We start from the raw sequence: 23351 nt of genomic DNA, 5'->3' as shown, positions 1-23351 counted from the left end.
TCAGTGATTCGCCGTCTCGCCGAGGACGGTCGCGAATTCCAACATGCGGCGGCGGCGGAGAGCGGCCTCTTCTCCGACTTCGAGGATGACGGATTCCGACAGGCAATCGAGCAGCGCGATCAGCGGCGGAAGATTGTCGAGATCGGGGGCGCGCGCGGGCGGTAAGGGCAGCATGACATTCGACTGGTCCGCCATCCAGTCCGCTTGCTGCGGTGAAATGAGCACGACCTTATAGCCGTAGCGCCGAGCGGTTCGGGCAAGCAGCCGCGCCTTGGCGAAGCGGCGACAATCGATGATGACCAGTAGCGCGTCATCAACGGCCAGCCGGGCGAAAAGCTCGGCAAAACGGTTGTCGGCGCCGTCGAGCGTGCGCACGCCGTCGCGGGCTTGCGTCAGCCGCTGGCAGAAATGATGGGCGAGGCTTGCAAGCCGGGCATGCGTGACGATCGACACTTCGCGGGCAGTGCTGATCAAGCTGACGGCTTCGGACCAGTGTGGCTGCGCCGTCAGATGATAGATATGATGGAGCGCCTGGATCTGTTCGGCAACCAGCACGGCGAGCGGTTTGCCCTCCCCAGCGTCCTGATGCAGCTCGCTCATGGCGCTTTGCAATTGCGCCGGCGATGTCGTCACGGTCTCGCGAATCTCCACTTTGACGCTGTCCAATCCCTGATAGCCGAGCGAGCGCAGGAAGCGCCCGACGGTCATCGGCGAGAGATCCAGGCGATCGGCGACCGATGCAGCTGTCTCGAACGGCAGGTCGTTCAGGTGTTCGGTGAAATATTTCGCAATGCGACGTTCGGCCGGTGTGCCGGTTTTTGCGTATTGCCTGAGTTTTTGCACAAAGTCTTCCACATCAGCCTCCCCCGTTTTTCCTTAGAGGCGTTCCGTGGATGCGCTGTTGCGACCCCTTGTCTTTGCAACTATTTCGGAAGCTGCTTCTTAGGCCCGTGCATATTGGATACGTGACAATACTATATTAGCATTTAATTTTCGACAAGTTTTCTATTACCGCATGCAATTTATTCTCTCTTGTCGGTAGCCTCCATCTTTCCTACATCTTCGGCGCAACCGGAGACGCCTGAGATATGATTCTTGCCGCCGCTCGACTCTCGCTCACCAATTTGTTCGCGCCGGAAACACGTTCGGTCTTCTGGAAAGTGCTCGGCCTGACGATTCTCGTCCTGGTCGGTCTCTGGTTCGCGCTGCGTGGGGCCTTCATGGCTTTTCTCTTTCCCTGGCTCACCGGCTTCTTTCCCGATGTGCCGGATTGGGCGGGGTGGCTCGCTTTGGTTTTCGCAATTCTTGCCGGTGTCGGCCTTGCACTGATGCTGGCGTTATTGCTTTCGCCGGTGACGGCGCTGATCGCCGGCTTGTTTCTCGACGATGTCGCCGATGTCATCGAAAAACGCGATTATCCCAAGGACATGCCGGGCACCGCCATGCCGCTCGGCCCGGCGATGGCAAGCTCGATCAAGTTCCTCGGCGTGGTGATCCTCGGCAATATCGTGGCGTTGCTGCTGCTGGTCATTCCCGGCGTCAATCTGATCGCGTTCTTTCTGGTGAACGGCTATCTGCTCGGACGAGAATTTTTCGAATTCGCTGCCATGCGCTTCCGTTCGCCTGAGGAGGCGCGGCTCCTTCGCGCCAAACACGCCTCCACCGTCTTTCTTGGTGGGCTGGTGATCGCCCTGTTTCTGGCGATCCCGTTCGTCAATCTTCTGACGCCACTTTTTGCCGCCGGCATGATGGTGCATCTGCACAAGCTGATTTCCGCGCGTGACATCGGTTCGCGGGCCTGAGATCAACCGGGCAGGGCGGCGGCGGCGTACAGCGCCGCGAATTCGGCGCTCGGTGGAATCGGCGTGATGATATCGATCAGCACGCCGTTCGGATCGGCGGTGATGAAATGCCGCTGGCCGAAATTCTCATCGCGGATCTCGCGGAGAATTGGCAGGCCGGCGCTCCGGCAGGTTTCGTAAACACGATCGACATCCTCGACCTCGAAATTGAGCAGCAGGCCGGAGACCCTGCCGCGGGCCATGGCCGGGATAGTCTCATGGCTGCCGTCAAGGATGGCGAGCGCTATCTGCACGTCCTCAGCCGATTGCAGGTGAACGTACCAATCGCTTTCGAACAGCGCGTTGAAGCCGAAATGCGAGCAATAGAAGCTGGCGGTGCCTGTGACGTCGCCGGTCATGATGACCGGGTAGTAGCTGGTCGATTTCACGTCTCGCTCCTTTTCCATTTTACATACAGGTTGTATGTTTTTGGCTATTAACATACATGCAGTTTGTATGTAAATAGCCCACATGAGCCGGAGCAATCGCGAGAGAACGGAACAGACAAGGCAGGCGCTGATCGACGCCGGACGGCGCATCTTTGTCGAGAAAGGATATGCCGAAACGGCGACACCGGAAATCGTCACCGCGGCAGGGTTGACGCGTGGGGCGCTTTACCATCATTTCGAGGACAAGAAGGCGCTCTTCCGCGCGGTGATTGCGTGCGAAATGCAAGAGGTGACCAAGACAATCGAGGCGTCTTCAGCGCCTGAGGACGGGCCGCGCGATGCGCTGATTGCCGGCGCTTCGGCCTATTTCACCGCAATGACGCAACCCGGCCGAACACGGCTGCTGCTGATGGAAGCGCCTGCGGTTCTCGGCTTGCCGGCGATTGCGGCACTGGATGCCGAGAATACGGAGGCGACTTTGCGTGGGGGACTCGCAGCGCTTATACCTGCGGCAGGAACCCTGCTCGACCCGCTGACGTCGCTGCTGTCGGCAAGTTTCGACCGCGCGGCGATCGCGATCGAAGCGGGTGGGGAGAGGCGGGATTACGAGCAGGCGATTGCAGCTTTACTCGATGGCCTCGCCGATCACCTGGGGCGGTAGCTCGACGAGCGGCGCTGGCACATCCCAACTTTTCTCCGGCGATTTGCAGAGATCGGCGATGACGCAGCGTTCGCATTCGGGGCGGCGTGCCTTGCAGGTGTAGCGACCGTGCAGGATCAGCCAGTGATGGGCGTGATAGAGGGAATGTTTCGGGATCACCTTCATCAGCCGCGCCTCGACCTCGTCCGGTGTCTTGCCGGGGGCAAGGCGGATGCGATTGGCAATGCGGAAGATATGCGTATCGACGGCCATCGTCGCCTGACCGAAGGCCATGGACAGCACGACGTTGGCGGTCTTGCGGCCGACGCCCGGCAATCGCACCAACTCGTCGCGCGTCTCCGGCACCTTGCCGCCGAATTGGTCGACCAGCATCTGCGAAAGCGCGATGACGTTTTTCGCCTTGTTGCGGTAGAGGCCGATCGTTCTGATATGATCTCGCAGCCGCTCCTCGCCGAGATCGAGCATCTTTTCCGGCGTATCGGCAATCTGGAAGAGTGCCCGCGTCGCCTTATTGACGCCGACATCGGTCGCTTGCGCTGAAAGCGCGACCGCAACGACCAGAGTGAAGGGGTTGGTGTGCTCGAGCTCGCCCCTCGGTTCCGGCCGCTGCACCGAGAAACGGCGGAAGATCTCCTCGCGCTCGGCCAGGGAATAGGCCGTCTTCACCGCCGCCGGTTTGCGGCGGGCGATCACATTCGAGTTTTGCGATGGTCTGGTAACGGATTTGAGTTTCGGATTTGCCATGGAGAATCTATACTCAACGGCTATGATGGAAAGCAACGCCGACAGCTTCAACGAGCAGCCTGTTTTCGCCGCCGAGCTTTTCCCCCACCGGTCGCTCGGCCGCCGGGGCTTCAGGGTGCTGCTTATCCTATCCGGTTCCGTCTGCCTCCTCTATGGCATGTTCTTCATCGCGACCGGCGCTTGGCCGATCGGCTTCTTTTTCGGACTGGATTTCGTGCTTCTCTACGGTGCCTTCTGGCTGAATTACCGCTCCGGCAAAGCGCGCGAACAGGTGACGGTGTCGCGCACGGACGTATCGGTGCGCAAGTTCACAGCGTCGGGACGGATGGTTGAACATCACTTCAATCCGTTCTGGGCGCGCTTCCTCGTTCGCCGGCACCAGGAGATCGGCATCCTTTCCATGCAGATCTTCGGCGAGGGCCGGCGCACGGATATCGGCTCCTTCCTCAATCCCGACGATCGTGAAAGCTTCGCCAAAGCCTTCAAGGGCGCACTCGCCACGGTCAAGCAGCGTATCTGAGCTTACTTGGTGCATGCGCAAGAAACGGGTGGTTTGCCAACACCCTATTGATTATCTCCTTGTGACAAGGAGAAAGACGATGAACATGATTGCGAACCTGCAGACAGACATGACGCCTGACGGCCCTGATTACGACATTGTCCGTCGGGTGATCGAACTCATCACCGAGGATTACCGCGACCAGCCTTCGCTGGAGGCGATCGCGGCCCGGCTCAACCAGTCGCCGACGCAGTTGCAGAAGACCTTCACCCGCTGGGCCGGCCTGTCGCCCAAGGGTTTTCTGCAGGCAGTGACGCTCGACCACGCCAAGCGGCTGCTGCGCAAGGAAGACATGCCGCTGCTCGAGACCTCGATCGAGGTCGGCCTCTCCGGGCCGAGCCGCCTGCACGATCTGTTCGTCACGCATGAGGCGATGTCACCCGGCGAATGGAAGGCGAAGGGCGGCGGTCTCACCATCCGCTACGGCTTCCACATCTGCCCCTTCGGCATCGCACTGATCATGGTGACCGACCGCGGCCTCGCCGGCCTTGCCTTCAGCGATTCCGGCGACGAGAAGGCCTGCCTCGACGATATGACCTGCCGCTGGCCGAACGCCTGTTATGTCGAGGACCTGCAGGCGACGGTTCCCTATGCCGCCCGCATCTTCGAGCCGGGCAAATGGTCCTTGGAACAGCCGCTGCGGGTCGTGCTGATCGGCACGGATTTCCAAGTGAGTGTCTGGCAGAGCCTTATGAAAATCCCGTTCGGCAAGGCCGTCACCTATTCCGATATCGCCAATGATATCGGCCGCCCGACGGCGCAGCGCGCCGTGGGGGCCGCGGTCGGGGCGAACCCGATCTCCTTTGTGGTGCCATGCCATCGGGCGGTCGGCAAGAACGGCGCGCTGACGGGTTACCATTGGGGCCTCACCCGCAAGCGGGCGATGCTCGGCTGGGAATCGGCGCACGCCTGATAGCGTTCCGACCCTCGCTCGCCCCCTCATCGCCTTGCTAACGCTCCGGCACGTCTCCCTGCTGGGGAGAAGAGACAGGCGGTGATGTCTCAGCCAATTCCAGCAGTGCCCGTGCGGCACTTTCATCGGTGATCAGTGTGTTGCAGCCGATGCGTTTGATCGTGGCGCGGATGGCGACGGCCCGGTGGGCACCGCCGGAGGAGAGCACGATATGCTTGGCCTCCTTCAGCGTGTCGAGATCGACGGACATGACGCGGCGATTGATCGAGTGGTCGACAGACTTGCCGTTCTCGTCGAGGAAATTGAACATGGTGTCGCAGACGCAGCCGGCGTCGATCAACTCCTGCAGCTCGGCCTTCGAGATCCAGCCTTCCGACAGCGAGGTCGAATGCGGACCGATATCGCCGCAGCTGACAATCGCCAGATCGAGGTTTTCGGCGAGACGGTAAATCGTATCCAACCCGCATTTTTCGATCAGATTGCGCTTGGTCTCGATGGAATCGACGAGAAGCGGTGCCAGGAACATGTAACATTCGGCGCCGAGCTGGTTTGCCAGCCGCCAGGTATAATCGATCGGGTTCGTCTGGTGTACGGCGACGATGCCGCCCAGAAGCGAGACGATTTTGCAATTGGCGCGGCGTGGCGGCCGGAAGCTCGACAGGGAGGCGGTCATGGTGCGGCCCCAGCCGACGCCGATGGTATAGTCGTCGGGAATGGCTTCGGAGAGGAACTGGCCAAGCGCCAGGCCGACATTTTTCGCCAGCGCATCGACGTCGCAGTTGACCGGTGCTGGTACGACGATCGCCTCGTCGAGGCCATAGGCGCGCTCCAGTCTCACCGATAGCTCGACGCAGTCGCCGATCGAATCGTTGATCCAGATCTGGACTTCGCTGCGCTTCATCGCCTCATCGAGCAGGCGGATCACGGTGGTGCGGCTGATGCCGAGTTGTTCGGCGACGTCCTTCTGGGTCAAGCCCTCGTTGTAATAGAGCCATGCCGCCCTCAGCCGCAGCGAGGATGCTTCCGAAAAGGCCGTGTGCGTGCCGCGTTTAAGCTTGACCACATCTCCTCCGCACAATTCCTGGCCTTAGACCCCTCATGGAGGCGAGAGGTTGCGATGACGCGTTTGTTGCGGGGGATAATGACGGGTGTGACACTTATGTCAATTGAAATGCACAAATGTCCTTGACTTTTCGTCAGGCGAATGGCGATAGTCCGGATGATACAAGTCGTTCCTGTCCGTCCGAGGAGGACATAGTGCGGGCATGCCGAAAGTCACGATCGGCCTTCCAGCCGCAGGCGGTGTCGCTTGCGTTCGGGAACACGGCTACTGTCCTTCACGTTTATGAATCATCCGTGACGGATGCGCGCATTTTCGCCTGCAGCATGCAAATAACCTGTCGATAGACCACCTTTGCCCGGCGGAACTCGTGCCGGTCGCAGCCCAAGTTCAACAAGGATTATTGACCATGACATCCAAGCTTGACCAACTCCGCGAGATTACCACCGTCGTCGCTGACACCGGCGATATCGAAGCCGTCGCCCGCCTGAAGCCTGTCGATTGCACGACGAACCCGAGCATCGTGCTCAAAGCCCTCGGCACGCCGATGTTTGCCGACGCCATCAAGGAAGCCGTCGCCTGGGGCAAGAAGCAGGGCGGCAATCCTGAAGCCGTTTCTTCCGCCGTCGCCGATCGCCTCGCCATCTCGGTCGGCACCGCCCTGGTGAAGCTCGTCCCAGGCCGCGTGTCGACCGAAGTCGACGCCGATCTTTCCTTCGATACCGAGGCTTCGCTTGCCAAGGCGCGCGCGATCATCGCCGCCTACAAGGATCGCGGTATCGGTCAGGACCGCATCCTCATCAAGCTCGCCTCCACCTGGGAAGGCATCCGCGCCGCCGAAGTGCTGCAGAAGGAAGGCATCGACTGCAATCTGACGCTTCTGTTCAGCAAGGCCCAGGCGATCGCCTGCGCCGATGCCAAGGTGTTCCTGATCTCGCCCTTCGTCGGCCGCATCCTCGACTGGTACAAGAAGTCGACCGGCAAGGACTACACTGCCGAGGAAGATCCGGGCGTCATCTCCGTCCGTGAAATCTACAACTACTACAAGGTGAACGACATCAAGACGATCGTCATGGGCGCCTCCTTCCGCAGCGCCGGCGAAATCGAAGCCCTTGCCGGCTGCGACCGCCTGACCATCAGCCCGAACCTGCTCGACGAGCTCGCCAAGGATGACGGCAAGCTGGAGCGTAAGCTCTCGCCGGAGAGCCGCAAGCCGGATCCGAAGGTCTCTGTCGACGAGAAGACCTTCCGCTGGATGATGAACGAAGACGCAATGGCGACGGAAAAACTCGCCGAAGGCATTCGCGCCTTCGCCAAGGATCTGGGAACGTTGCGCACCATGGTGCAGAAGGAACTGCAGCTCGCCGCCGCCTGATAAGGTCCGGCATGCAATCGAAGGCGCGGCTGTTGCTGGCAGGCGCGCCTTTTTTCATGCTGTTATCAAAGGCATATGCAGTTGGAGACCGATATGGCGGGTGAGAACCGGGCAAGTTCGCTGGCGGCATTTGCCTACAAGCATGCGAGCTTCATCATCGCCATCCTGGCCGGACTGGTGGTCTTCTTGGCTGTGACCTCGCGCGAAGTCAGCGCCGGCAACATCTTGTTCGGCTGGAATGTCAGCGCCGGCGTTTTTGTCGCGCTCAGCTGGCGCAAGATGCTGCGGGCAACGGTTGAAAGCATCCGGAAACGCTCCGAGGATCTCGATTTCTCCGACACCGTATTGCTGGCTCTTTCGATCGGTGCGGCGCTTGCCAGCGTCGCCGGTATCGGCCTCGAGCTTCATTCGATCAAGGAAGCAACACCTGACGTCGCGCTGGCCCGGGCAGGGGCCGCGGTGCTGACGATCCTGATCTCCTGGATCTTTCTGCACACCCTCTTCACCATCCATTATGCCCATTATTTCTATGGTGGGGCGGACGAGGAGGGTGGCCTCAAGTTTCCTGACGGGATCGAAGAGCCTGGCTATTGGGATTTCCTCTACTTCTCCTTCACGATCGGCGTTGCCGCGCAGACGGCGGATGTCGCGGTCAGTTCGACCAGCATGCGCAAGCTGACGCTGCTGCATGCCGTGCTGTCGTTCCTGTTCAACACGACGATCCTGGCGCTGGCGATCAATGTCGGGGCGAGTCTGCTTTAACCCTTCGCCGCCGCCCTGAAAAAGGTCTCGAACTCGGCCAGGTCGCCTGCGGCGACATCCGAAACCGCCCAGAACACCAGCCCTCCATCCGACCATTGCGTCATATTGTAGCCGTCATGCACCGTCGTCGTCTGTGCGGCCGATGCCGCCGGCCAGATGAACAGGTTGATGACATGGCCGTGGCGCCGGTAGACGAGGGCCGCGACGGCGCGATCTCCGATATAGTCGACACGCCCGCCGGTCAGCGGAAAGCCATCCTTGGAGAGATCGCTGACCGGTGGCGAAAAATCGATCTTGCCGTTGAACCAGGGCTTTACCGTGTGCTGATCCGAGGTCAGCACGTCGGTCAGATGATCGGCCATCATCGACCTGACATGGCTTGCCATGATCTGGTCCTGCAAAAGCAAGGTCTGCGACGGTGCATTGATGAACAGGAAAGCGCCTGCCGCCAGTACTGCGAGCGAAGGCACGAAGCTCCATTGTCGGACGAAATCCAAGGCGTGGCGCCAGACCGGCGCCTGGCGTGGCGGGGGCAGGCTGGACGTCGCCGCTGCCTGTTCAAACGACAGCATTGACAGGACTTGCGAACGCAGTGCCTCCGGCGGCCGCCACTTGACGCCATCCTGATCGATGATCTCTCTCACGGCACGGACCCCTTCCATCTCCGCCCTGCAATTCGCGCAGGTGCCAAGATGATCCTCGAATTGCGCTGCATGGACGGAATCGAGCTCGCCGTCGACGAAGCCGTGCAGCATGATGCGCCATTCCGGGCAACCTCTCTGTTGGGCTTCACTCATCCTGCCGTCTCGTTTTTGCTGCATGCATCCCAGGCTTCGCCAAATTCACGCCGCGCCCTGGCAAGCCGCGACATGACCGTGCCGATCGGCGCATCGATGATCTCGGCGATCTGCCGGTAGGAAAGATCTTCAAGCTCGCGCAAGACAAGGATTTCCCGCATCGCCTCCGGAAGCCGACTGATAACCGCGCGTACACGTTGCTGTTCGCTTCGCCGGATCGTCGCCGTTTCCGGCGAATCCTCCTCCGAGGCGATCTGGTATTCGCCACCTTCATCGGGGTCAGCGTAGCCGTCATTGCCCAAAGGCTGCTCGAACCGCGCTTTGCGGCGATCCTGCTGGCGCCAAACATGGCAGCAGTTCCTGACAATGGCAAAGAGCCAGGCGCGCGGATCGCCGCCACGATAGGTTTCGAAATTGCGATAGGCACGCAGGAAGGCTTCCTGGACAATATCCTGTGCGGCATCTGCATCGCGGCTGAGGAAGCGGGCAAAATTATAAGCCGCGTCAAGATGCGGAACGATCATGTCCTGAAAGCGCTGCATGAATTCATGCTGCGCCGTCGCATCGGCTGTCGAAGCGACTCGATCGCTGCTCGATTTTTCCGAGACCATGAAGTGGAATAGCCGCACCGCGCCGCCCAGAAGCGCCGTCAGCGGTGATGGTCGAATGCGGGTCTTCGACGCTTGCCGGCCCAGCAGCAACCAGTCGTTCGATCCGACGGGATAGGTGATCTGAGCGTTTGTCATCATTCTCCCTGCCTCAACAGCGGCCGAATTTAGGCGTGAGACCCACAGGCATGCAATGCGGTCCTTGCCGTCTAGACCGATCGGCACATGGTTTTATTCCACGTCGACGCCAGTTTTTTGCATGCAGCGGGCCGTTAATCGCACGCGATAGAAATCGAAAAACATTTTCAACAGCTTGAAGAAATAACTCCCCAGATTGGGAATAAGCGGGCCGTGCCAGCGATCTAGTTCGGCAGTGAGGACATCTGAACAGTTCCAGTCTTCGCCACCAGAAATGCCATCAACAAGAGGAGGCATATCCATGTTTACCATGTCACGTCGCGCCGTCCTGGGATCGGCTGCCGCGGCGGCCGCATTCGGTCTGTCGTCAAAGCTCGAATTCGTCATGCCGGCGCTCGCCGCGACGCCGCTGGAGCCGATGGTCGGCTTCTATAAATACAAGGTCGGGGATGTCGAGGTCACGGCGATCTATGACGGTATCTGGAAAAAACCGCATGACCCGACCTTCATCAAGAACGCTTCGATCGAGGACACCAAGGAGGCGCTTTCCAAGGCCGGGCTCACGACCGAATTCATGCCGATCCCGTTGACGGTGGTCGTCCTGAAGCTCGGCAACCGTCTGATCATGATGGACGCCGGCTCGGGCGTCGGTCAATGGCAGGCAAATGCCACCCACCTGCCGGCGAACATGGCGGCCGCCGGCATCGACTACAAGACGATCGATACGATCTTGATCTCGCATTTCCATCCGGACCATGTCTGGGGACTGATGGAAAAGGGAACGAACGATCCTGTCTTCCCGAACGCCGAACTCATCGTCAACGCCGTCGAATACAACTGGTGGACGGAACCCGGCCGGGTCGAGAAGCTTGCGGAAGGCCGCAGGCCGGCCGGCAAGCGTATCGCCGAGGTTTTCCCGAAATGGAAGAACTGGAAACTGGTGGACGATGGGGCCGAGGTTGCACCGGGAGTGCGGCTTCTCGCAGCTTTCGGCCACACGCCCGGCCATTCGACCTACCTCGTTACTTCAGGCAGCAAGCAACTGCTCGTCTCGGCCGATATCATGTATGTGCCGGCCCTGCTCGCGCCGCATCCCGAATGGCAAGGCAGCTACGATCAAGACGGGCCGATGGCCGTCGACACGCGCCGCCGTCTCATCGACCGCATCATTGCCGACAATATCGCCATTTGCGGCTCGCACTTCCCTTTCCCCGGCTCGGGCACCTTCGTCAAGGACGGAAGCGCTTTTGGCTTCACACCGACAATCCAGGCCTGAAAGGCCGGAAGGAGATCACCATGATGAAATATGCAATTCTCGGATTCATCTGGCTTTGTGCCATATCCGCCGGCTTTTCGGCGGTGACGGCGCTTCCCGCCTTTGCCGTCGACAACATGCAATCGACGGACGCTCCCGACTTGACGTCGGTGCGCGCCAAGATCGATGTCAAAGACTATGCCGGCGCCCTGGCGGAGCTTCGCGGCCTTGCCGAGGACAACCAGCAGGCAGATGTCTATAATCTGATGGGATATACGCTGCGCAAGACGGGCGACTACAGAACGTCGCTGACCTACTACACCAAGGCGCTGGAGCTTCAGCCCGACCACAAGGCAGCGCGTGAATATCTCGGCGAACTCTATGTTGAAACAGGCGAGACGGCGAAGGCCGAGGAGCAGGTGTCATCACTGAAGCAACTTTGCCCGAGCGGCTGCGAGGAACTCGAAGAGCTGCAAAAGGCAATTGCGGCCAAGGGAGGGAATTGACGAGTATATGAATGTAAGAGCAGGCGGCGGAACCGTCTGCTCTTCTCAAACCGGAGGATATGATGGAAAACGCCCCAAGCCGGCTGCAACTGGCCGATCTCGTTCTTCTCCTGGGCAGGCTGCTGCTGTCGCTGATCTTCCTGCATGAAGGGTTGTCTCTCGCGACCAATATCGCCGCGACCATCGACACTTTCGCAACGCTCGGCCTGTCGGCGCCGGTTGCGCTTGCGGTGATCGTCCTTCAGATCGGCGCCGGCCTTTCTATTGCTGCAGGTTTCCTCAGCCGACTTGGCGCACTTGCATTGGCGCTCTTCTGCCTGGCGACCGCCTTTCTCTTCCACACGAATTTTGCGAGCCAGAACGAGCTGCTGCATTTCGAGAAGGACCTGGCGATTGCCGGCGGCATGTTCGTCCTGGCGGCTTCAGGCGCGGGATCGATATCGATCGACAATCTGCTGCGAAAGCGAACAAACAGACTGCATCCCTGGCTCCGGGCGGTGCTGTAATCGAAGCTTCGCGAGCCGTCCCCCGGCGCAATAAAACCGAATAAAACCGAACAACCCGAAGCGCCGATGCGGGCTACACTTATGGCGACAGTCAGGAGTGTGCCAATGATGTCTTCCGCGCAACGCGATCAGCAAAAGCCAATTCTCGTCTTTCTCGGAAAAGGCGCAGCCTGCGATATCGTCTCGAAATTGAATGAGAACGGATATGCCGCGGCGGCTGTATCCTCGGTGCCGGAGCTCTTTGACGCCTTGCGTTCGGACCAATATTTTCTGGCAGTAACAATGCGGTCGGATATCGATATGGTCCGGAACATCAAGCCGATACCAGTCATCAATCTGGAGGTGTTTTTCCATGCTGTCCAGTCGGCAGCACAGTCCGTTCAATCCGCGAAAGAATTCGACAGCGACGCATTCTTGAGAAGGATCGCCGCGCTCACGGAGTCAAGAACAAGCACGATTTCTGCCGTCCAAAAAGCCCCGGCTGCAAACGGGACGTCGATTGCAAGCACGGTCAAGGCATCTCGCTGGCGTGCCGCCACATCTCTTCTTTTAAGTCGCCGCGCCACGTCAAATGCAGAGCGGGCTGATTAGACGTGGGCAAATTCCCACCGCCGACGGACCGGACGCTGCGTCGCGCTCCGGGCGGGTCCGATAGGCATCTTTCTGCCTGGTCTCGTCGGCTTGAAGGCGTAGTTCCGAAACCGGAGCTTTTCACTTGGTGCGGGTGTCTTCTCATGTTTCAGTTGTTAGGAGCAGCTTCGGTAAGCGGATATATCATCACGGCGTTGTTCCTGCTCGTGGCGATCGGCCGTCTCGTCAGAGACGCCCTTCATAAATTCACCGCAAGGCTGCCGAAGCGCTCGGCGTTGAAACACTATACGACGGCCATCATGTCTTTGGTGTTCTTTTGCCTGCTGGTCGTTCGGATGTGTTTCATCGCAACTGTCATCATCGATTGCGCAATTCAAGGTGACAAGGTGGAAATCAGCGGCGGTTCCGGAAGCCAGTTTTGACGCAGGATCCATGTCGGAGATCCCCGCAACATATCTCAACATTATCGAACACATCAGTGCACGACAGTTGATACCCTGAGGTGGATCCCGCGTCGGCACAGCAACCGATATCGTGTGGTATCCGATTGCTCGGAGATCTCCTGTTCTAAATTAATAGTTAGAGGATGATGTCATCCGAAAACCGCTGACACTTTTCGGCACCATGCTCTAGCCACGGTGAAACGTGGTAATTTCGCGCCGTATCTCCGGCAAAAGAACGAATGACGATGGTATTTGAAATGGCAGTTTCCAATCAGGCTCATATCCTCATTGTCGAAGACGATCCCGCCATCGCGGATATGCTGGTGGACCTTGTTCGAAACAGCGGCTTTGGGGCCTCGTCGGTGGAGAGCGCGGCGGCTATGGATCGAATAATAGCGCGACAGCAATTCGATCTCATCGTCCTTGACGCGATGCTGCCGGGCGAGGACGGCTTCAGCATCTGCAGGCGGCTTCGTGCTTCTTGCCCGGTGCCGATCCTGATGCTGACGGCACTCCAGGAGGATATCGACCGCATTCTGGGCCTGGAGCTCGGAGCCGACGACTATGTTACGAAACCCTTCAACTCCCGCGAGCTGCTGGCCAGGATCAAGAGTATTCTCCGCAGAGCGTCATACGCTCATCATCAGGAGGAAGCCCTTGGCCCCATGACGTTCTCGGGATGGCGCATCGATCCCAAAAGCCGTCAACTCCACGACGCGGACGGCGCGCAGGTTTCTATGACCACCGCGGAGTTCGATATCCTTCTGGCATTCTGCTGTAATCCGAACAAGGTTTTAACCCGCGAACAACTTCTGTCGATGACGCATGCCGGATCGGCGGGGCCGGTTGAGCGCAGCATCGACGCCCACATCAGCCGGGTCAGGCAAAAGATAGAGCCGAACCTGAAAGACCCGACGTTCATAAAGACGGTGCGGCTGGGCGGCTATCTTTTCGCATCCAAGGTAGAGCGCCTCTCTTGAGAAATTTTCGGCGAGCTTCGATCCAGAACCAGATCCTCATCCTGGCGACCCTCCTTGTCGTGCTGGTTTCCGTGGTGGCGACGGCCATGGAGCCATTCATCTACGGCCGTCATGATCGCGGCTTTCAGAACGGCCTTTTTGCTGCGAGAGCGGCAATGATCGCGGAGCAATTTGCTGACGCAAATTCAACGCAGGGCGAAGACGCCGTCCTCGAGAGAGCTGCGGCCCTCAGCATTACGGTCGAAAGGACGTCCTCGGATCAGTCAGGCGCAGTGGATCAACGGATATCTCCAAGCGAGTTGGTGGCGCGTATCGACGCGATGCTCGCCGACAATGTTCTGACGGCATTTCATCGCTTCGCCATGGGTCAATCGCGCCCTGACGTCTTGACTGTCGGAATTGACGGCAAGCGTGCCCTCGTCTTCCAACTGCCGGTTTTTCCCAGCTATTTGTGGTTCGTTCCGGCAGCTGCAAGCGGATTTCTGAAAATCGTCATTCCCTTAGTGCTGCTTGCCTATTTCAGCAGCCGGCTGATCACCGAACCTCTCAGGCGCTTTGCTGCCGCTGCGAAGCAAGCGTGCATGGAAGGCAGTCTGGAAAAACCTTTCGAACCGGACGGCGCAGCCGAGATTCGCAGTCTGGCGGAATCTCTTAACGTCATGAGCGATCGAATCCAGAGCATGGCGGAGGATCGGACAAGAATGCTGAGCGGAGTGGGTCATGATCTGAGGACACCGCTGACGAGACTGCGGATGCGGGCCGAGCGCTCCGCAGAGCCGGAACTTCGCAGCCTGATGCTGGCCGATATCGCCACATTGAGCTTCATGATCGACGAATGCCTGGCCTATTTTAAAGATCCGTCGGTGAGAGCGGTAGATCGAAAGGTCGATATCTCGAGCCTGCTGCAGACGATCGCGACCGATTTCGCCGACACCGGCGTCGATGTGAGTTTCACCGGCCCGCGGCGGCTGGCGTTTATCTGCAAACCTCAGGCGCTCAGCCGCGCTATTACGAATCTGGTGGAGAATGCGTCCCGTTATGCGACGCAGGTCGAAATCGGCTTGGAATGCCGCGAGGATGGCGGGATCAAAATAAGGGTGAGCGACAACGGCCCCGGCTTGACGGATGAGCTCAAGGCGAAGGTTTTAGAGCCATTCTTCAAAGCGGATAAATCGCGACAGATCGGCGCTAAGGGTGGTTCGGGGCTTGGGCTCGGTCTGCCGATCGCCAAAGGGATCGTCACTAAAGGGCACAATGGACAATTGACGTTGTTGGACAGGAAGCCGAGCGGCTTGGTTGTCGTGATCAATCTTCCGGCCGGTCAGTTGGCCCAGCCTGAAGGCCCGCCGTCGATCCCTTCATCACATTAGATTCCGGCCGCCCGGCGGAGTCGTCAAGCTTGGCGTCGTGTCTGCGTCGCAAAAATGCTCGGTCGCAAAAATGCTCGCGAACATTTCCGCATATTATAGCAAACACAGCAATATTCGAATTCCATAAAACCGGTCCCAGATCCATGCCGTTCGGCATTTCCAAAGCTGGAGCCAAAACCTTGATAAAGAAATTAAAAGTCGGTGCCGCACTGATGCTCGCCAGTTCGGCCATCGCCGGATGCTCGACCCCTGACCCGACTGTTTATTCCGGACTTGCTTCGGCCCGGCAGCTTCAGCCGAACATGGCGGACAAAACCGGCCGCGTGCCATATCGTTATCAGACGAATGTTAACTGGAGCCAATATACCAGGATCATCGTCGATCCCGTTACGGTCTATAACGGTCCCGACAATCAGTTCGGCAAGGTCCCCGAAAAAGACAAAGCGTTGCTTGCCAACTATATGCAGGCTCAATTCACAGAAAAATTGAAGACGCGCTTTGCCATTGTCAGCACGCCTGCTCCGGCAACGCTCAGATTGCACCTGACGCTGACGGGCGCCAAGTCGACGACTGCGGTGCTCGGAGCGGTTTCACACATCGACGTCGCAGGTGGATTGTACAATACCGTCCAAGCCGCTCGTGGCCGAGAAGGCTCGATGACCGGTTCGGTGAACTATGCCGTGGAGATCTACGATGCGGCGAGCAATCGTCTGCTGTCGTCTTACGTCACCAAGCAATACCCCAATGCGATGAATATCGGTGCTAGCTTCACGGCATTGGAAGCCTCAAAGGTAGGCGTCCGCAAAGGTGCGGACGCTCTGCTTGCCGAGTTCAACGGGCTGTAGGAGGGGCTGCTTTCCGCTCACAAGATCGCCTGGCCGGCCATCAGTGCCAGGACCAGGAAGATGAGGAAGATCACCAGCGCAATGCCGAAGAGAACGCGGGCGATCGTCGCGGTGGCCGCGGAGACGCCGGAAAAACCGAAGAAGCCGGCGATCAGTGAAATCACGAAAAATATCAAAGCCCATTTCAACATGACGTGATCCTTTGCATCTATCTGAGAAAGACGCGTCAACCGGGAAAATGTTCCAAGTCGTTTGAATGGGATGGCGTCTCTGCGGAGAAATGACGCTGCTTGTGCGGCTCATCGTCTACGCGCGCGCCATGATCCGGAACGGTGGCGGGCGAGTGATGGCGCTTTGCCGCCACACCGCCCGAGTCTCCGCGGATCCTAGCTTTCTCGCCGCTCAGCCGTGATTGATCATCACATGGCGCACGGCGGTGTAATCCTCCAGCGCGTAGACCGACATGTCCTTGCCGTATCCCGACTGTTTGAGGCCGCCATGCGGCATCTCGTTGACCAGCATGAAATGCGTGTTGATCCAGGTGCAGCCATATTGCAGGCGGGCGGCAGTCTTCATGCCGCGGCCGATATCCTTGGTCCAGACGGAGGAGGCGAGGCCATAGTCGCTGTCGTTCGCCCAGGCGACGGCATCCTCGGCGTCGGTAAATCGGGTGACGGAAACCACCGGGCCGAAGACTTCACGGCGGACGATCTCGTCGTCTTGCGTGGCGCCTGATATGACGGTCGGGGCGAAGAAGAAACCCCTGTCGCCGGAGACCTTTCCGCCGGTGGTGATCTCCATGTGCTTGTGTTCTGAAGCGCGGGCGACGAAGCTTTCGACGCGGTCGCGTTGGCGCTTGGAGATCAGCGGACCGATCTCATTTTCGGTATCGTCGGCCTGATTGAAGCGGATGCTCGACACTGCCGAGGAGAGATCAGCGACGAAATTGTCGTAGACCCTGGCGTCGGCATAGATGCGGCAAGCGGCAGTGCAGTCCTGGCCGGCATTGTAGTAGCCGAAGGTGCGGATGCCGGCGACGACGGCGTCGATATCTGCATCGTCGAAGACGATGACCGGTGCCTTGCCGCCGAGTTCCAGGTGCGTGCGCTTGACGGTCTTCGCGGCAGCCTGCAGCACCTTCTTACCGGTGGCGATATCGCCGGTAATCGAGACCATGCCGATCTTGGCATGATTGATCAGGGCATTGCCGACACTTTCGCCGCGGCCGAGGATGAGGTTGACGACGCCTTCGGGAAGGATATCCGAGAGCAGTTTGGCCATCTTCAGCGCCGTCAGCGGCGTCTGCTCCGAGGGCTTGAAGACGACCGTATTGCCACCGGCGATCGCTGGCGCCAGCTTCCAGGCCATCATCATCAGCGGATAGTTCCAGGGCGCAATCGAGCCGACGATGCCGATCGGATCGCGACGGATCATCGACGTGTGGCCGGGCAGATATTCGCCAGCGGCAGGTCCATGCAGATTGCGCACGGCGCCTGCGAAGAAGCGATAACAATCGACGATCGCCGGGATTTCATCGTTCAGCACGGCATTGATCGGCTTGCCGCAGTTCAGCGCCTCAAGCGTCGCGAAGCCGGCGGCATCCTTCTCGATCGCGTCGGCAATCCTCAACAGGTAACCGGAACGTTCGCCCGGCGTCGTCCGCGACCAGCTTGCGAAGGCTTTTTCGGCGGCATCGACGGCGGCGTCGACCTGGGAAAGCGAGGCTTCAGGAAGGTCGATTACCGTCTCGCCGGTCTTTGGGTTAAGGATGCGCTCTTCCGTCTCCGTGCCTATTTCGAAGCGGGAACCGATCAGCATTTGGGTGTCCATGATGTTCTCCCTGTTATTTGCCGGCACCGGCGATCTGATCGCCGTCGCGGGTGAGGTAATAGGCTGCCAGGATCGGCAGGAAGGTGACGAGCACCACGACCATGGCGACCACATTGGTGACCGGGCGCTGGCGCGGGCGGATGAGTTCTTCCAGCATCCAGATCGGCAAGGTCGATTGCTGGCCGCCGGTGAAAGTGGTGACGATGACCTCATCGAAGGAAAGAGCGAAAGCGAGCATGCCGCCGGCAAGAAGGGCGGTGCCGATATTCGGCAGGATGATATGACGGAAGGTCTGGAAGCCGTCGGCGCCGAGATCCATCGAAGCCTCGATCAGCGAGCCGGAGGTACGGCGGAAGCGGGCAACCGCATTGTTGTAGACGACGACCACGCAGAAGGTCGCGTGGCCGAGCACGATGGTCCACACCGAAAACGGAATCTCGAAAAGACTGAAGGCGGAGCGTAGCGCAATGCCGGTGATGATGCCGGGTAGGGCGATCGGCAGGATGACCAACAGCGAGATCGCCTCGCGGCCGAAAAACCTCGTCTGGCTGACGGCTGCCGCGCAAAGCGTGCCGAGGAGGAGCGCGATCGCGGTGGCGATGACGGCGACCTGCACGGAGAGGCCAAGCGCCGACCAGACGTCTGGCCGGTTCCAGGCAATGGTGAACCATTGCAGCGTCAGGCCGGGCGGCGGCCACTGATAGCTCTTTTCCTCGGTCGTGAAGGCATAGACGAAGATCAGCAGGATCGGCAGGTGCAGGAAGAGCAATCCGACGGCTGCGGCGATCTTCAGGGTCAGTGGCGATCTCTTGAGGTCAGAGCGCATCGAAGGCTCCCATTTTCCTGGCGAGCGACAGATAGAGCGCCATGATGACGATCGGCACCACGGAGAAGGCGGCGGCGAGCGGCACGTTGCCGGCCGTTCCCTGCTGGGCGTAGACGGCCTGGCCGATGAAGAGCCTGGACGAGCCGATGATCTGCGGGATGATGTAATCGCCCAGTGTCAGCGAGAAGGTGAAGATCGAACCAGCGACGATGCCGGGGAGCGCCAAGGGCAGCAGCACGGTGCGGAAGGTCTGCCGTGGTGTGGCGCCGAGATCGGCCGAGGCCTCGATCAGGTTGCCGGGCACACGCTCGAGGGCCGCCTGGGTCGGCAGGATCATATAGGGAAGCCAGATATAGACGAAGACGATGAAGGTGCCGAGGTAGCTTACCGACAGCGAATTGCCGCCGACGACGGGCAGGTCCAGGATGCCGTCGAGCAGCCAGGAGAGATGGAGCTTTTCGAAGATCCAGGTGAGGATGCCTTCCTTGGCGAGGATCAGCTTCCAAGCGTAGATCTTGACGAGATAGCTCGACCAGAGCGGCAGCATGACGCCGAGATAGAAGAGCGCCTTCCATTTGCCTTGCGCATAACGCGCCGCGTAATAGGCGATCGGGAAGGCAATCATAGCGGCAGCGACGGTGACCAGCGCTGCCATAACGACGGTGCGGATGATGATGTCGAAATTCGCCGGGCTCAGAAGCCGGGCATAGGTCGCAAGGGTGAATTCGTAATTCACCAGCCCGGAAAAATCGTCGATCGAGAAGAAGCTCTGCAGCAGCAGGGCGATCAGTGAGCCGATATAGATGATGCCGAGCCAGAGCAGTGGCGGCGTCAGCATCAGGAAGAGCAAGAGCTTCGGGTGCCGCCAGAAGGCATCCGACAGCCGGCCGAAAAGGCCGCCGCGCCCCGGGCGGATCGATGTCTTGCCGCCTGATAGGGTGAGCGCCGTCATGCCGCATCGTCCATGTAGTGAATATCGCCAGGCTGCCAGGCGAGATGGATGCCGGCGCCGACCTCGGGCACCGGCGCGCCCGCCGGCAGCATGACATGCAGCCGGCTGCCCCTGAGATCGACGCCGAGACGGGTGGCAGCGCCGAGGAAGCTTGCATTTTCGACTTTTGCCTCGATGCCGTCGCTTGCCAGGCGGATCGCCTCGGGCCGCAGGCTTGCCCAGCGCTTCTCGCCGCCGAGGAGGGCCATCAGATCAGGCGCAATCACGTTCGATGAGCCGACGAAATCGGCGACGAAGCGGGTCTTCGGGCAGCGATAGATATCCTGCGGCGTGCCCTGTTGAACGATGTTGCCATCGTTGAAGACAGCGACGCGATCGGCCATCGATAGCGCCTCGCCCTGATCATGCGTGACGAAGACGAAGGTGATGCCGAGCGCGCGCTGCAGGCTTTTCAACTCCTCTTGCATCTGCTCGCGAAGTTTCAGATCGAGCGCGCCGAGCGGCTCGTCGAGCAGCAGCACCTTCGGCTTGTTGACCAGCGCGCGAGCGAGCGCCACGCGCTGGCGCTGGCCGCCGGACAGTTGACCGGGCCGGCGGGCGCCATAGCCCGGCAGCTTGACAAGATCGAGGGCTTCGCCCGCAGCCTTCATCCGTTCTGTCTTGCCGATGCCCTTGACCATCAGCCCGTAGGCGACATTGTCGAGAATGTTGAGATGCGGGAACAGCGCGTAGTCCTGGAACACGGTGTTGACATTGCGGCGATAGGGCGGAATGCCGTCTGCAGTCTCGCCGAAGATCTGAATATGACCGGCGCTCGGCTGCTCGAAGCCGGCGATCAATCTCAGGCAGGTCGTCTTGCCGGAACCGGACGGTCCGAGCATGGCGAAGAATTCGCCGGGCGCGATCTCGAGATCGACGCCGTCGACGGCGCGAACCTGGCCGAAATGGCGCGATACCTGCTGGAAACGGACGGCTGACGTCATGGGGGACTCCGGGTCTTGCATGTACAGAGAGGGGTTTGGTCCGGGCTTAAAAAAGACCCCGCACCAAACCCCTCCCCACAAGGGGGAGGGGCTTAACCTGCCGCACTCCAGGATACACATTACTGTCGGATACGGCCGGGTTAGGTGCTACCTCTTAAACCCCTCTCCCTTGTGGGGAGGGGTTTGGGGAGGGGATTGCCCCATACGCAGCGGCTCGGCTCACCGCCCGCCGATCACGCCGATATAATCCGACACCCAACGATGATAGGGCACGCATTCGCTCTGCGTGGTGCATTTGGCGACCGGGGTTTTCCAGAACTTGATCTTGTCGAAGTGATCGAAGCCGTTGGTGGCGCAGCCGGCGTCTCCCATCAGTGCGTTGCCCTTGCAGGCGGCGGGAACCGTAGGCACGGCGCCGAACCAAGCCGCGGCATCGCCCTGGACTTTGGCCTGCAGCGAATGTTCCATCCACATATAGGCGCAGTTCGGATGTTCGCTGTCGGCGTGCAGCATGGTGGTGTCGGCCCAGCCGGTGACGCCTTCATCGGGGAAAGTCGAGGCGATCTTCTGTTTGTCGGCCTGCAACAGGTTCACCTGGAAGGGCCAGGAGCCAGAGGCGACGACGCCTTCGTTCTTGAAGTCGTCGATCTGGATCATCGCGTCGTGCCAGTAGCGGGAGATGAGCTTGCGCTGGCCGCGTAGCAGATCGAGGGCAGCCTTGTACTGGTCCTCGGTCAACTCGTAGGGATCCTTGATGCCGAGATCCGGCTTGTGCGCCATCAGATACATCGCCGCGTCGGCGATATAGATCGCGCCGTCATAGGCCTGAACGCGACCCTTGTTCGATTTGCCATCCGGCAGCGTCTGCTCCTCGAAGACGACATTCCAACTGGTCGGCGCCTTGTCCTTGAAGGCATCGGTATTGTACATCAGCACATTCGGCCCCCAGAGGTAGGGCACGCCGTAATGGACGTCGCCGACCGTATACCACGGGCCCTTTTGCAGACGCTCGTCGACGGTCTTGAAGCTCGGAATCAGGTTGGTGTTGATCGGCTGGACCCGCTTGCCGGCGATGAGGCGGAGCGAGGCGTCGCCCGATGCCGTGACGAGATCGAAGCCGCCTTCGTTCATCAGCGATACCATTTCATCCGAGGTGGCGGCGGTCTTGACGGAAACCTTGCAGCCGGTCTCCTTTTCGAAACCCGTGACCCAGTCGTAGTTCTTGTCGGTTTCGCCGCGCTCGATATAGCCCGCCCAGGCGACGATGCTGACGGCACCTTCGCCTTTGCCGAGCGCCTTCAGCGGTTCGGCGGCGATGCCCTGCGTCGCGAAGCTCAGGCAGGCAAGCGCTGCCGTGCAGGATTTCAAGAGATGCGTCATCATCCGTCTCCCCGTCTGGTGCCACTTTTGCGGCGGTTTGTTCCCGAATGAAAAGGTGGCGCGAAAAGGCCGCTTTCGCAAATTCATTTATCAGAAAGGTGTTATCGGAAATTCCGATATCAGCGGATGCGGCCGGAGCGCAGACTTTCGGCGATGCCGACGAAATCGCGTGCCGCCTGCGGCAGGCTGGAGCCCTTGCGCCAGACCATGCCGACCTGGACGACCGGCAGCGAACCGGAGACGTCGCGGCTTTCGATGCGGTCGCCTTCGAGCGACCACGGGCGGTACACGAGATCGGGAAGCAGCGCCACGCCGGCGCCCGTGGCAACCAGACTGCGCACCGCCTCCACCGATCGGGTGCGGAAAGCGACATGCGGGCGGGCGCCGAGGGCTGACAGCAGCTTGCCGGTATTCTCCTCGATTTCGTCGACCGTCAGCATGATCAGCGGTTCGCGGGCAATGTCGGCGACCGAGATGATTTCGGCCGAGACCAGCGGATGGCCCATCGGCAGCCAGAGCCGATAGGGCGAGGTTTCGAGGATCTCGGCCTGCAGCGCCATGCGGTCGCGCAGGTTTGATATCACCATGACGGCGACATCGAGTTCGCCGCCGACCAGGAGGTGTTCGAGGTAGCCGCCATTGTCCTCGATGGCGCTGACCTCGATGCCAGGGCAGGCGCGCCGGTATCGCGCCAGGAGGTCGGAGAGCACGTAGCCGGCGACAAGCGAAGTGACGCCGATGTTCAGCGTGCCGGAAAGGGCGCTTTGCTGGCCGGAGAAGCTGGTGCGCGCATCGGAAACGGAGGCTAGGATCTTCGTCGCGTGTCGCAGGAACTGATGGCCGTTATGGGTGATCGTCAGGCCGCGTGGGTGGCGCTCGAAGAGCGTAACGCCGAGGTCCGTTTCGAGCTCCTTGAGCGCTTCCGTCACCGAGGATTGCGAGATCGAAAGGTTCTGTGCGGCGCGCGTTACCGAACCCTGTTCGGCGACGGCGACGAAATATTGAACCTGGCGAAGCGTGAAGGCCATGGGCGTTTA

General features: G+C 59.9%; 28 protein-coding genes. 14 read left to right on the top strand and 14 right to left on the bottom strand.

Annotated elements, in window-relative coordinates; genetic code table 11:
• Nucleotides 1-855, bottom strand: coding sequence for a MurR/RpiR family transcriptional regulator (locus HJB89_RS16600; protein ID WP_207581879.1), 855 nt, complete (start codon nucleotides 853-855; stop codon nucleotides 1-3).
• A 233-nt stretch (nucleotides 856-1088) separates the two neighbouring features.
• Here HJB89_RS16600 and HJB89_RS16595 point away from each other — a divergent pair, with 233 nt between their 5' ends.
• Nucleotides 1089-1802: a sulfate transporter family protein gene (locus HJB89_RS16595; RefSeq protein ID WP_207581878.1), complete on the top strand. Its 714-nt coding sequence runs from the start codon at nucleotides 1089-1091 to the stop codon at nucleotides 1800-1802.
• A gap of 2 nt (nucleotides 1803-1804) precedes the next feature.
• Here the strand turns inward: HJB89_RS16595 and HJB89_RS16590 are convergent, their stop codons facing one another.
• The gene (locus HJB89_RS16590; protein WP_207581877.1) at nucleotides 1805-2230 is read right to left on the bottom strand and encodes a VOC family protein; all 426 of its coding nucleotides are present in this window, start codon (nucleotides 2228-2230) and stop codon (nucleotides 1805-1807) included.
• An 82-nt stretch (nucleotides 2231-2312) separates the two neighbouring features.
• Between HJB89_RS16590 and HJB89_RS16585 the strand changes: the two genes are divergently transcribed.
• On the top strand, nucleotides 2313-2891 hold the full coding sequence (locus HJB89_RS16585) for a TetR/AcrR family transcriptional regulator (protein WP_221150217.1): 579 nt from the start codon (nucleotides 2313-2315) through the stop codon (nucleotides 2889-2891).
• Here HJB89_RS16585 and nth read toward each other — a convergent pair.
• Nucleotides 2856-3635, bottom strand: coding sequence for an endonuclease III (gene nth / locus HJB89_RS16580; protein ID WP_207581875.1), 780 nt, complete (start codon nucleotides 3633-3635; stop codon nucleotides 2856-2858). The two genes, HJB89_RS16585 and nth, sit on opposite strands and share 36 nt — an antisense overlap.
• Nucleotides 3636-3657: 22 nt before the next feature.
• Between nth and HJB89_RS16575 the strand changes: the two genes are divergently transcribed.
• Together HJB89_RS16575 and HJB89_RS16570 are read left to right on the top strand one after the other, a co-directional pair.
• Nucleotides 3658-4155: a DUF2244 domain-containing protein gene (locus HJB89_RS16575; RefSeq protein ID WP_207584381.1), complete on the top strand. Its 498-nt coding sequence runs from the start codon at nucleotides 3658-3660 to the stop codon at nucleotides 4153-4155.
• Nucleotides 4156-4234: 79 nt separating this feature from the next.
• Entirely contained in the window at nucleotides 4235-5107 is an 873-nt protein-coding gene (locus tag HJB89_RS16570; protein ID WP_207581874.1) for a bifunctional helix-turn-helix domain-containing protein/methylated-DNA--[protein]-cysteine S-methyltransferase, read from the top strand.
• 37 nt (nucleotides 5108-5144) lie between these two features.
• Here the strand turns inward: HJB89_RS16570 and HJB89_RS16565 are convergent, their stop codons facing one another.
• Nucleotides 5145-6170, bottom strand: coding sequence for a sugar-binding transcriptional regulator (locus HJB89_RS16565; RefSeq protein ID WP_221150216.1), 1026 nt, complete (start codon nucleotides 6168-6170; stop codon nucleotides 5145-5147).
• A 406-nt stretch (nucleotides 6171-6576) separates the two neighbouring features.
• Here HJB89_RS16565 and tal point away from each other — a divergent pair, with 406 nt between their 5' ends.
• Nucleotides 6577-7542, top strand: coding sequence for a transaldolase (gene tal, locus HJB89_RS16560; RefSeq protein ID WP_221150215.1), 966 nt, complete (start codon nucleotides 6577-6579; stop codon nucleotides 7540-7542).
• A gap of 93 nt (nucleotides 7543-7635) precedes the next feature.
• The gene (locus HJB89_RS16555; RefSeq protein WP_207581871.1) at nucleotides 7636-8304 is read left to right on the top strand and encodes a DUF1345 domain-containing protein; all 669 of its coding nucleotides are present in this window, start codon (nucleotides 7636-7638) and stop codon (nucleotides 8302-8304) included.
• On the opposite strand, the gene HJB89_RS16550 is transcribed toward HJB89_RS16555, so the two are convergent.
• From HJB89_RS16550 to HJB89_RS16540, 3 genes are all read right to left on the bottom strand, one after another.
• Complete coding sequence (locus HJB89_RS16550) at nucleotides 8301-9101, bottom strand: anti-sigma factor (protein WP_221150214.1); 801 nt, start codon at nucleotides 9099-9101, stop codon at nucleotides 8301-8303. The genes HJB89_RS16555 and HJB89_RS16550 overlap by 4 nt on opposite strands.
• Nucleotides 9098-9850, bottom strand: coding sequence for a sigma-70 family RNA polymerase sigma factor (locus HJB89_RS16545; RefSeq protein WP_221116590.1), 753 nt, complete (start codon nucleotides 9848-9850; stop codon nucleotides 9098-9100). Before HJB89_RS16545 ends, HJB89_RS16550 begins: the two co-directional genes overlap by 4 nt.
• Nucleotides 9851-9940: 90 nt before the next feature.
• Complete coding sequence (locus tag HJB89_RS16540) at nucleotides 9941-10159, bottom strand: hypothetical protein (RefSeq protein ID WP_221150213.1); 219 nt, start codon at nucleotides 10157-10159, stop codon at nucleotides 9941-9943.
• Between HJB89_RS16540 and HJB89_RS16535 the strand changes: the two genes are divergently transcribed.
• The 8 genes from HJB89_RS16535 (at nucleotide 10149) to HJB89_RS16500 (ending at nucleotide 16343) form a co-directional block, all read left to right on the top strand.
• Nucleotides 10149-11123, top strand: coding sequence for an MBL fold metallo-hydrolase (locus HJB89_RS16535; protein WP_207581868.1), 975 nt, complete (start codon nucleotides 10149-10151; stop codon nucleotides 11121-11123). The two genes, HJB89_RS16540 and HJB89_RS16535, sit on opposite strands and share 11 nt — an antisense overlap.
• A 20-nt stretch (nucleotides 11124-11143) precedes the next feature.
• The gene (locus HJB89_RS16530) at nucleotides 11144-11608 is read left to right on the top strand and encodes a tetratricopeptide repeat protein (RefSeq protein WP_221116592.1); all 465 of its coding nucleotides are present in this window, start codon (nucleotides 11144-11146) and stop codon (nucleotides 11606-11608) included.
• Between the two features lie 62 nt (nucleotides 11609-11670).
• Complete coding sequence (locus HJB89_RS16525; protein ID WP_207581866.1) at nucleotides 11671-12114, top strand: DoxX family protein; 444 nt, start codon at nucleotides 11671-11673, stop codon at nucleotides 12112-12114.
• Between the two features lie 99 nt (nucleotides 12115-12213).
• On the top strand, nucleotides 12214-12705 hold the full coding sequence (locus tag HJB89_RS16520) for a hypothetical protein (RefSeq protein WP_207584380.1): 492 nt from the start codon (nucleotides 12214-12216) through the stop codon (nucleotides 12703-12705).
• A gap of 143 nt (nucleotides 12706-12848) precedes the next feature.
• A complete protein-coding gene (locus HJB89_RS16515; RefSeq protein WP_207584379.1) occupies nucleotides 12849-13127 on the top strand; it encodes a hypothetical protein in 279 nt (92 codons plus the stop codon).
• 260 nt (nucleotides 13128-13387) lie between these two features.
• Entirely contained in the window at nucleotides 13388-14128 is a 741-nt protein-coding gene (locus HJB89_RS16510; protein WP_221116593.1) for a response regulator, read from the top strand.
• Entirely contained in the window at nucleotides 14125-15498 is a 1374-nt protein-coding gene (locus HJB89_RS16505) for a HAMP domain-containing sensor histidine kinase (protein ID WP_221150212.1), read from the top strand. Before HJB89_RS16510 ends, HJB89_RS16505 begins: the two co-directional genes overlap by 4 nt.
• A 212-nt stretch (nucleotides 15499-15710) precedes the next feature.
• Entirely contained in the window at nucleotides 15711-16343 is a 633-nt protein-coding gene (locus HJB89_RS16500; RefSeq protein WP_409201826.1) for a DUF3313 domain-containing protein, read from the top strand.
• A 17-nt stretch (nucleotides 16344-16360) separates the two neighbouring features.
• Here the strand turns inward: HJB89_RS16500 and HJB89_RS16495 are convergent, their stop codons facing one another.
• From HJB89_RS16495 to HJB89_RS16465, 7 genes are all read right to left on the bottom strand, one after another.
• The gene (locus tag HJB89_RS16495; protein WP_007631868.1) at nucleotides 16361-16534 is read right to left on the bottom strand and encodes a DUF1328 domain-containing protein; all 174 of its coding nucleotides are present in this window, start codon (nucleotides 16532-16534) and stop codon (nucleotides 16361-16363) included.
• A gap of 211 nt (nucleotides 16535-16745) precedes the next feature.
• Nucleotides 16746-18173 (bottom strand): gamma-aminobutyraldehyde dehydrogenase, encoded by a 1428-nt coding sequence (locus HJB89_RS16490; RefSeq protein ID WP_221150211.1) that lies wholly within the window; start codon nucleotides 18171-18173, stop codon nucleotides 16746-16748.
• Nucleotides 18174-18186: 13 nt separating this feature from the next.
• A complete protein-coding gene (locus tag HJB89_RS16485; protein WP_221150210.1) occupies nucleotides 18187-18999 on the bottom strand; it encodes an ABC transporter permease in 813 nt (270 codons plus the stop codon).
• Nucleotides 18989-19951 (bottom strand): ABC transporter permease, encoded by a 963-nt coding sequence (locus HJB89_RS16480; protein WP_221150209.1) that lies wholly within the window; start codon nucleotides 19949-19951, stop codon nucleotides 18989-18991. The genes HJB89_RS16485 and HJB89_RS16480 overlap by 11 nt, the downstream gene beginning before the upstream one ends.
• A complete protein-coding gene (locus HJB89_RS16475) occupies nucleotides 19948-20934 on the bottom strand; it encodes an ABC transporter ATP-binding protein (RefSeq protein ID WP_221150208.1) in 987 nt (328 codons plus the stop codon). The genes HJB89_RS16480 and HJB89_RS16475 overlap by 4 nt, the downstream gene beginning before the upstream one ends.
• A gap of 219 nt (nucleotides 20935-21153) precedes the next feature.
• The gene (locus HJB89_RS16470) at nucleotides 21154-22314 is read right to left on the bottom strand and encodes an ABC transporter substrate-binding protein (protein ID WP_221150207.1); all 1161 of its coding nucleotides are present in this window, start codon (nucleotides 22312-22314) and stop codon (nucleotides 21154-21156) included.
• Nucleotides 22315-22433: 119 nt separating this feature from the next.
• On the bottom strand, nucleotides 22434-23342 hold the full coding sequence (locus tag HJB89_RS16465; protein WP_207581858.1) for a LysR family transcriptional regulator: 909 nt from the start codon (nucleotides 23340-23342) through the stop codon (nucleotides 22434-22436).
• Nucleotides 23343-23351 lie beyond the last annotated feature (9 nt).

It is taken from the genome of Rhizobium sp. NZLR8 (genome assembly GCF_019685025.1).
Classification (GTDB): Bacteria; Pseudomonadota; Alphaproteobacteria; order Rhizobiales; family Rhizobiaceae; genus Rhizobium.
Note: the sequence above shows the minus strand (reverse complement) of the source record. Positions and strands in the feature narration are given on the sequence as shown.